We start from the raw sequence: 8,935 nt of genomic DNA on the forward strand, positions 1-8,935 counted from the left end.
ATGATATTACTTAATCTTCATCGGAGGCAAGTCGAATGCAGCTGATTCATGTTCAAAACCATTGCGGTGAGAACCATCACAAAAAGGCTTGTTTACCGATAGTCCGCAACGGCAAAGACCCAACGCCGTTCTTCCCTCTAATCCGTATGTTTTTCCTTCACAGTCTGTTATTTCAAAATCGCCTTCTATTTTTATAGAACCATTGCGATTGATTGTTAATTTTGTCTTGCTCATAATGCAGTTTGATTTTTTTTGAGGCCAAAGATTGCAAAATATATGTTAACGGAGTACAAATTATCTCTCTTTTCTCAACCAAAAGACTAATTTACATTAGTTCTATATTATAAAAATCTAAGGTCCAATACGTGCTAACTGAAAGGTATGAAAATCGTTTTACTGCTACACAAACAGCATTTGCTTAGTATAACTCGCTCTCTGTCCATACCCATTCAATATTAAATTATACCTATCCTGTTATAATTAGCATCATGCCCGGATTTACACTGCTTTCATACATCATACAGCAGACTTTAAGGCAACTATAATGTTGATTTCCTTTTTGTCAACACACTAAAAAACAATACCGTCAAAGCAATTGAGAATAAGATTCCTACTGTGTTAGAAATACTGATATCTAATCCAAAACCTATAGTAGGATCATAACAAAGGTAAGAACCAATGACAGAGCTGATGAAAAAAGCAGGCACTAGAGCTACCATATAGTTAGTTTTTCTTTGGTACAAATACACCGCACCAATCCATAGAGCAATCCCTGCAGTTACTTGATTGGCCCAAGAAAAATACCTCCACAACAATTCAAAATCCATTTTGGTTAAAATAAAGGAGATCACAAAAAGTGGAGTAGCAACCATAAAACGGTTTTTCAACAGCTTTTGATCAATTTTGAAATAATCAGCAATAATCATTCTTGCGGCTCTAAACGATGTATCACCGGAAGTAATTGGTAAAACAATCACCCCTAAAACTGCGATTGTCCCAGCAATAGTCCCTAAGAACGTTACCGAAATTTTATTTACAACAGCAGCTGGACCACCGTTTTCAAGCAACAAACTAAGATCGTTTCCATGAAACAAACTCATTGCAGCTGCTGCCCAAATCATTGCAATAACCGCCTCAACAATCATCATTCCGTAGAAAATTTTTCTACCGTCTTTTTCGTTGTTTATCGTTCTAGAAATTATAGGGGACTGCGTGGCATGAAATCCGGATAAAGCACCACAGGATATAGTCAAAAATATTACCGGATAGTAGGGAATTCCTTTTGGATGCAGATTTTCTAAGGTTAGTTCAGGGATTGGATTCCCAAACATAAACATCCCGATACAAATACCCAAGGCACTTATCAATAGCAAAAAACCTAAAACCGGATATATCTTACCGATCACTTTATCAATAGGCAAAACGGTCGCAATAATATAGTACAGGAAGATTAAGAACACAATAATCAGATAAATGTCTGCATCATTTCCCACTAATTCATTAATCATTTTGGCAGGTGCCGAAACAAATACGGTACCAACTAAAACCAATAAAAGAAGGGCAAAAAAGTTAACAACGTGACTAAAATACTTGCCCAAAAACCGAGACGCTAATTCCGGTAAATGTGCACCACCGTACCGCATAGAAATCATTCCTGTCAAGTAATCATGCACACCCCCTGCAAAAATAGATCCTAAAACGATCCAGATAAAAGCTGATGGTCCATATAGAGCTCCTAAAATAGGCCCAAAAATAGGCCCCACTCCCGCAATATTTAATATTTGTATGAATGAGTTTTTGTTACTACTCATGGGAACAAAATCGACCCCATCAGTAAGTTCATTTGCCGGCGTCGTTTTGTTCTCGTCGATCTTGAAATTTCTCTCTACAAATTTACCGTAGATGATGTAACCAAAAATCAATAAAAAAATTGCAATAATAAAAGTAATCATAGTTTACATAGTTTAGATCTTTTAAATATATGACATCAAACTTGGTATCCAAGGTAAGGCACCAATAATTTAGATTTTTTTAACTAAAACAAACCTATTTACATACTTATTCAGCTTTTTTTACGAAAAATGCAATTATAACGGCTCTTATTACGCTTTTATAAGAATAGCTTAATTATTTTATTCAAAAGAGAAATAAGGCCTTTCCATATCCTACATATATCCCTACTATTTCACAAAATTAAAATCCACTTGCCTCTCTTTATACGAATTGATGTGGTGTGCCAATTTACAAAACACCGAGGGGATACTTATTGTTCTATTTTTACAACAATCTTCATTACAGCAGAACCCAGACAAAAATCGTGTGTAATATAGTTTAGCTGGCAGACTTTGGCCAATCTGTATTTTTGTTCGAGCCCATATATAAAAATACTTTTGAATTCAAAACTCATTTGAGTACCGCTTCACACATACACTTGGCTCATAGCTCATAAATTCACTGAACCAATCGATTATAATAAAGACTAAAAACAGCATTGTTTCGATCTAAATTGTACATTTGCTGCGTTCGGAGTACCTTTTGAGGTGTTCCGATTGTTTACATTCCGGAACCGTACTATGCACCACTTGATTCCTTTGATAAATAATAGTAAAGTTCAATTCTAAATTCTATTTTAAACGCATGAGTATCTTAAAAAAAATAAATGCATATCGAAGAATTGCAACACAAGGTCTAACCAAAAATATTGGCAATTCACAAAAGAATCAAAAAATTGATTGGACTCAAAAAATAGAGATCAAAAGGGTTTTAATTTCCAGACCCAACCACAGATTGGGAAATCTGTTGCTCATTACCCCACTTGTTCAAGATGTAATAGCTACTTTTCCGGACTGCAAGATTGATTTGTTTGTAAAAGGTGGTTTAGCACCAATTGTATTTGAAAAATATACCAATATCGATACCGTAATTGCACTTCCCAAAAAACCATTCAAAAATCTTGTTGAATATTTTAAGGTTTGGATACGAATTAAAAAACAAAAATATGACATTGTCATCAATGTGGATAAAAATTCCTCTTCGGGACGATTATCCGCTCAATTTGCAGATGCCAAATATAAATTTTTTGGAGCTCTTGACAAAGACATATCGTTAAATTATATTGATTACGAGCATATTGCAAAATATCCGATATATGAATTCAGAAACTTTTTGACCACTCTGGGATTCGCGGAAAACAAAAATTCAGTACCACCGCTAGATCTTAAATTGAGTCTTGCTGAACATGCTGAAGGTCAAAAAATAGTCCAAGAACTTGTCAAAAATGACAAAGAGACGATTTGCATCTTTACCTATGCAACAGATGACAAATGCTATTCCGAAACCTGGTGGGAAGAATGCTATGAAAGATTAAAAATAGAATACCAAGAGTATAACATCATTGAGGTTTTGCCAGTTGAGAATATTTCCCAAATAGGTTTTAAAGCAACTACATTTTACAGTAAAGACATTCGAGAAATTGCCTCCGTAATTGCAAATACCAAACTTTTTATTGGTGCTGATAGTGGGATCATGCATTTAGCCAGTTCAGCACTAACACCAACAGTTGGACTTTTTTCACGAGAAAATCAAAACAAATATGCGCCTTTTGGCACTAGCAGTACTGCCGTAAATACGAATACCAGCAGCACACAGGAATTAATCAACGTGATAAATAGTATCTTGCTTAAACCAAATTATTCTACAAAATCAAAATTATGAAACGATTACTTCAAGATGTATCAATTGAATATAAAACGGCCTGATTCCCTTTTTTGAAGCCATCGCAGGCAGTAAACTTAGTCTACTTTGTGGACAGTCACCTAAAACTAAAACCGCTTAATTCTATTTAACACTATGAAAACCACATTTTTAACCACACTATTATTCGCTATTACCTGTACATCAAGTATTTATGCGCAAAACACTAATTCCTTTTCCCTGAAATTAGATCATATTGCCCTTTCCGTAAAAGACCTAGACCGATCGGTTGATTTCTACAAGAATATTTTACATCTTTCAGAAATCACAAACCTTACAAAAAAAAAAGGCATTCGTTGGGTTTCTTTAGGTGACGGAAAAGAATTACATCTCGTATCTACGATTAAAGAACCTGTAAAAATCAATAAAGCAGTCCACTTAGCCTTTAAATCAGCCAACTTTGACGCATTGATTTCGGCATTAAAAACCCTAAACATTACCTATTCAGATTGGCCGGGCACACTTGATAAAATTACTGTTCGAGCTGATGGTATCAAACAAATCTACATTCAGGATCCTGATGGATATTGGATTGAAATAAATAGTGAAGCACTTCCTAAATAATTAATCCCTGAAAATAGCAAAGCCTTTTCAGGTAGTTGAAAAGGCTTTGCTATTTTATAATTTATTTTAAAAAGCGCTTTACTGCAACACTCGATTTATTTGAGTAAAGTTTTTTTCATAATATTTTTCTTTTGTAGAGGAAATGATAACACCACTGCTCACTGAGGCGTGAATGAATTTTATCTCTCCTTCACAAACTTCTACAACCATCCCTACATGATTAATTTGGCGCCTTCCATTTGTCTTAAAGAAAATCAAATCCCCTTTTTTAGCTTCTTCCGTATTAATCTTTGTTCCAAAACTGGATTGAGCTATTGATGTTCTTGGCAACTTAATATCAAATGCCTCAAAAGTAGTACACATCAAGCCAGAACAGTCAAACCCAGATTTTGTGGTTCCGCCCATCCGGTATCTGGTTCCTATATTTTCGGAGGCATGTTCAATCAATTGATCCAGAAAATCATGATTAAAAACAGGCTTGGTAAACGGGTGTAATTCCGGTTTAGTTTGCGCAATAACACCATTACCTTCAGCATTATTATTCTCTAATAGTACATGAGGAGACTGAATCATTAACTTGTACCCTATGGGAAGTTTTCTTTTCACATCTGGATTTTGTTTTTCTAATTCCTTAACCGTAATCCCATACTGTTTTGCAATGGAATACTTAGTCTCTTTAGGCATTACTTCCCGCACAATACGCTGAAAATCTTCCTTCTCTTCACCCTCCGTTGATAGTGCGGGTGCATCATTTTTTGACTGCAAAACTACGGTTGTTGTGATTTCCGGCACAACGGGACCAACAGATAAACTGGCTATAGGTGCTGCTGTTTGTACCTTAATCTCTTCCTGCAATACTACAGCTGTTTGAGTAACGGGTAACTGAGTCCAGGGAATATTGATTTTTTGTCCTACCCGAAGTGGTTTAACGCCTATTGCAGGATTGGCTTTGTCTAATTCACCAATGGTGATTCCGTACTGTTTTGCAATGGAATATTTGGTTTCTTTTGATAAAACTTCCCGTATCAAAATTTCAGAAATTTGTTTATTAGTTGCTTCAGTGTCTAGGACTATTTCCGGTGTAAAAGTTGCTTTTTTAGATGGAGAAACAACCACTTTTGAGGTTGTAACTGCGGTTCCCGGAATGGTGATTTTTTGTCCTATTTGGAGTCCTTTAGCTTCTAGTTCAGGATTGGATTGGTTTAATTCTGCCAGAGATATTCCGTATTCCTTTGCAATTCCGTATGGAGTTTGTTTAGAGAGTACTTCGTGCTCTTTAGTAGCATATTTTAAGGGAGTATTCGTTTTTGTAGTGGTTTTTTTCAGACCTATAATTGGAATTAACAATACTGAATTAAGCTTTAAAAGATTTTTGGCTTTAGGATTTAGTTTGTAAATGGCGCTTTGTTTCACTTCATAGCGTTCAGCAATACTCGATATTGTTTCCCCTTTTACGATGGTATGTTTTATAATTTTTTCCTGTGAAAAAAGAACTATACTATTAAATAAAAAAAACGCTACAATTACTCTTACACTCATACTCTTCTCTTTCAAATTACTTATCCTATGTATTCCTCAGAAGCGATTTCGGGATATAATTATTAAATTTCGCTTTGGTTTATTTGCTTATATTTTTTCTATTTATGAAAAAAGGTTGGAAAAACACCTTTTTTATAAAAAAACCTGATTTTGTGTTTGTAAAATTTTGAATGATCTTATTCTAATTCATCGCAAGAACTCAAAAAGGAATCTTACAATACTATGGTACTACTGATCTAAAAAACAAGCCACTTAATGGAGTGCGAATCAGTATTACTAGCCGAAAAAAATTGATGAATTTTATTTCACAAAAAAGCTAATATAAGTCTTATAACTTAAGGACTTCTCTTTTTTTTAACTTTTAACGTCCAAAAAGAACATTTCACACCTTTTTTGTAATTTTTTAATGTTTTTTTGAGTAAAATCTATTCTTTATTCAAAATAATAACACTGTTAGTTTGTCATAGCCCTGATGGAAGTGGAAAGCCTTTTGAAGTGAAATTACATTTTTTTTAGATAAAAAGAGCGACCAAAGGAAGCTCCTTTTTATCGTTAAAAAAAGAAATTTTACGAAAAAGCTTAAAACGGAGAGCAGGAAATAGCTCCAAAAAAAAACTCCCAAGTTTCCTTGAGAGTTTTGAAACAAATTATTTAAATGCTTATGCTTTTCCGGCAGCAGCAATCAAGTTTAATGCTGAACCTGCAATGAACCAACCAATTTGTCCTGCGTTGTACGTGTGGTTTGCCAAGATAATATCTTTAGTTCCATCAGCGTGAACAAATTCTAATGTTAATAGTTTTCCCGGAGCAAAATCAATTAAGTCTGTGAAGTTGATGGTGTCATCTTCCTGGATTTTATCGTAATCCGATTCAGTAGCAAATGTCAATCCTAAAAGGCCTTGTTTTTTAAGGTTTGTTTCATGGATACGAGCAAATGATTTTACCAATACAGCTTTCACACCTAAGAAACGCGGCTCCATGGCTGCATGTTCACGAGAAGATCCTTCTCCGTAATTGTGATCGCCCACAACAATCGAAGGAACACCAGCTGCTTTGTAAGCACGCGCTACAGCCGGAACTGCATCGTAAGTACCAGTCAACTGATTTTTAACGGTATTGGGTTTTTGGTTGAATGCATTGATGGCACCAATCAACATATTATTAGAGATGTTATCTAAATGTCCACGGAAACGCAACCATGGCCCAGCCATAGAAATGTGATCTGTAGTACATTTTCCAAAAGCTTTGATCAATAATTTAGCCCCTGTAATATTTTTTCCATCCCAAGGCAAAAACGGAGCTAACAATTGCAAGCGCTCTGAAGTTTCACTCACAGAAACCTGAACTCCTGAACCATCAACAGCTGGCGCTTGAAAACCTGGATCTTCCGCATCAAAGCCTTTTGGAGGTAATTCATTTCCTGTTGGCGCATCCAGCATTACTTCTTCCCCATTTTCATTAATTAAGGTATCCGTCAATGGGTTGAAACCCAAATCTCCGGCAATAGCCAAAGCGGTTACCAATTCAGGAGAGCCCACGAATGCCAAAGTGTTTGGATTTCCATCGGCACGTTTGGAGAAGTTACGGTTGAAAGAGTGAACAATTGTGTTACGCTCTTCTTTTTCAGCTCCTTCTCTATCCCACATTCCGATACACGGTCCGCAAGCGTTCGCAAAAACTGTTGCTCCCATTTTATCGAAAATATCGATAAATCCGTCACGTTCTATGGTATAACGCACTACTTCAGATCCTGGAGTAATGGTAAATTCAGATTTTATTTTTAAATTTTTATCTGTAACTTGTTTTGCCAATGAAGCAGCACGAGCGATATCTTCGTAAGAAGAGTTGGTACAAGAACCTATCAAACCTACTTCAATTTTCAAAGGCCAGTTATTTTTGATTGCTTCTTCTTTCATTTTAGAAATTGGAGTAGCTAAATCAGGGGTATAAGGACCGTTTAAATGGGGTTCTAATTCGTCTAAGTTGATTTCGATTACTTGGTCAAAATACAATTCTGGATTTGCATAAACTTCAGCATCACCTGTTAAGTACGGTGCAATTTTATCCGCTGCATCTGCTACATCAGCTCTATTAGTAGAACGCAAATAACGCCCCATGGAAGCGTCATAACCAAATGTAGAAGTAGTAGCACCAATTTCGGCACCCATATTACAGATCGTTCCTTTTCCAGTACAAGACATAGAAGTAGCACCTTCGCCAAAATACTCCACGATAGCACCTGTCCCACCTTTTACAGTAAGAATGCCGGCTACTTTAAGGATTACGTCTTTTGGCGCTGTCCAACCGGAAAGTTTTCCAGTTAATTTTACTCCAATTAATTTAGGAAATTTTAATTCCCAAGCCATTCCTGACATCACATCAACCGCATCAGCACCTCCAACACCAATGGCTACCATTCCTAAACCGCCTGCATTAACAGTATGAGAATCAGTACCGATCATCATTCCGCCTGGAAATGCATAATTTTCAAGTACTACCTGGTGAATAATTCCGGCTCCTGGTTTCCAGAAACCAATTCCGTATTTATTAGATACTGAAGAAAGAAATTCAAACACTTCATTACTTTGTGTTTTTGCTCTGGCCAAATCGGTTACTGCATCCACTTTTGCCTGGATCAAGTGATCACAATGCACTGTTGTAGGAACCGCTACTTTAGTTTTACCGGCATGCATGAACTGCAATAATGCCATTTGAGCTGTTGCATCCTGACAAGCCACTCTGTCTGGAGCAAAATCAACATAATCAGCTCCTCGGGTAAAAGCTTGTGAAGGCATTCCATCCCACAGGTGATTATACAATATTTTCTCCGTTAATGTAAGCGGATGGCCAACTATTTCGCGTGCTTTATCAACACGAGTAGTCATGTTGTCGTACACTTTTTTAATCATTTCAATATCAAAAGCCATATCTAATTATTTTCTGTTGTTATATTTTAGAATCACAAGGTACAAAAAAATAGAAGACCTATTATGTCTCGTCCGGAATAACCGATACAGATTATTAGATAAAAATATTTAATTAAACACTTGCAAAAACGTTTTTGCAAGTGTTTTTTGTT

6 protein-coding genes are annotated in these 8,935 nt (G+C 35.9%); 2 read left to right on the forward strand and 4 right to left on the reverse strand.

What is annotated here, in order from left to right:
- Window positions 1-6: 6 nt before the first annotated feature.
- Window positions 7-234 (reverse strand): CDGSH iron-sulfur domain-containing protein, encoded by a 228-nt coding sequence (locus EKM02_RS09280; protein ID WP_126454454.1) that lies wholly within the window; start codon window positions 232-234, stop codon window positions 7-9.
- 305 nt (window positions 235-539) lie between these two features.
- A complete protein-coding gene (locus EKM02_RS09285) occupies window positions 540-1,952 on the reverse strand; it encodes a carbon starvation protein A (protein ID WP_126454456.1) in 1,413 nt (470 codons plus the stop codon).
- Window positions 1,953-2,637: 685 nt separating this feature from the next.
- On the opposite strand from EKM02_RS09285, the gene EKM02_RS09290 reads away from it, so the two are divergent.
- A complete protein-coding gene (locus EKM02_RS09290; protein ID WP_126454458.1) occupies window positions 2,638-3,714 on the forward strand; it encodes a glycosyltransferase family 9 protein in 1,077 nt (358 codons plus the stop codon).
- A 135-nt stretch (window positions 3,715-3,849) separates the two neighbouring features.
- Window positions 3,850-4,317, forward strand: a complete 468-nt coding sequence (locus EKM02_RS09295) for a VOC family protein (protein ID WP_126454460.1) — start codon at window positions 3,850-3,852, stop codon at window positions 4,315-4,317.
- Between the two features lie 78 nt (window positions 4,318-4,395).
- Here the strand turns inward: EKM02_RS09295 and EKM02_RS09300 are convergent, their stop codons facing one another.
- Window positions 4,396-5,856 carry a peptidoglycan endopeptidase gene (locus EKM02_RS09300; protein WP_126454462.1) on the reverse strand — a complete coding sequence of 487 codons (1,461 nt, stop codon included), beginning with the start codon at window positions 5,854-5,856 and terminating at the stop codon, window positions 4,396-4,398.
- A 659-nt stretch (window positions 5,857-6,515) separates the two neighbouring features.
- On the reverse strand, window positions 6,516-8,783 hold the full coding sequence (locus EKM02_RS09305; protein WP_126454464.1) for an aconitate hydratase: 2,268 nt from the start codon (window positions 8,781-8,783) through the stop codon (window positions 6,516-6,518).
- Between the last annotated feature and the right edge of the window lie 152 nt (window positions 8,784-8,935).

The organism is Flavobacterium sp. RSP49 (assembly GCF_003968735.1).
GTDB lineage: Bacteria > Bacteroidota > Bacteroidia > Flavobacteriales > Flavobacteriaceae > Flavobacterium.